This window comes from Marinobacter guineae (assembly GCF_002744735.1).
GTDB lineage: Bacteria > Pseudomonadota > Gammaproteobacteria > Pseudomonadales > Oleiphilaceae > Marinobacter > Marinobacter guineae.
Genome location: NZ_KZ319366.1, coordinates 1 through 214 on the forward strand (window position 1 = coordinate 1; position 214 = coordinate 214).

General features: G+C 67.8%; 1 pseudogene. It reads right to left on the reverse strand.

What is annotated here, in order from left to right:
* Positions 1-190 (reverse strand): annotated as a pseudogene (locus CLH62_RS20920) (hypothetical protein); the annotation flags it as partial.
* Between the last annotated feature and the right edge of the window lie 24 nt (positions 191-214).

The following is a 214-nucleotide window of genomic DNA, read 5'->3' on the forward strand; positions in this document are numbered from 1 at the left end:
GTTGCGGGGGCTTGCCGGAGGTGCCGGTGGCAGGTCCGGACTTGCGGTTCAGCGGGTAGAACAGTTGTGGCGAGGCCAGCTCCGGCAGGTCGGTGCGTTCCTCGTTGGCGGCCCACTCCACGCGCTCGGCCGAGCGGATGGCGTAGTGCATCCAGGCCAGGGCGGCGGCCACGATCACGAACATCAGCATGAAGCAGCTTTGCCAGACACCGGT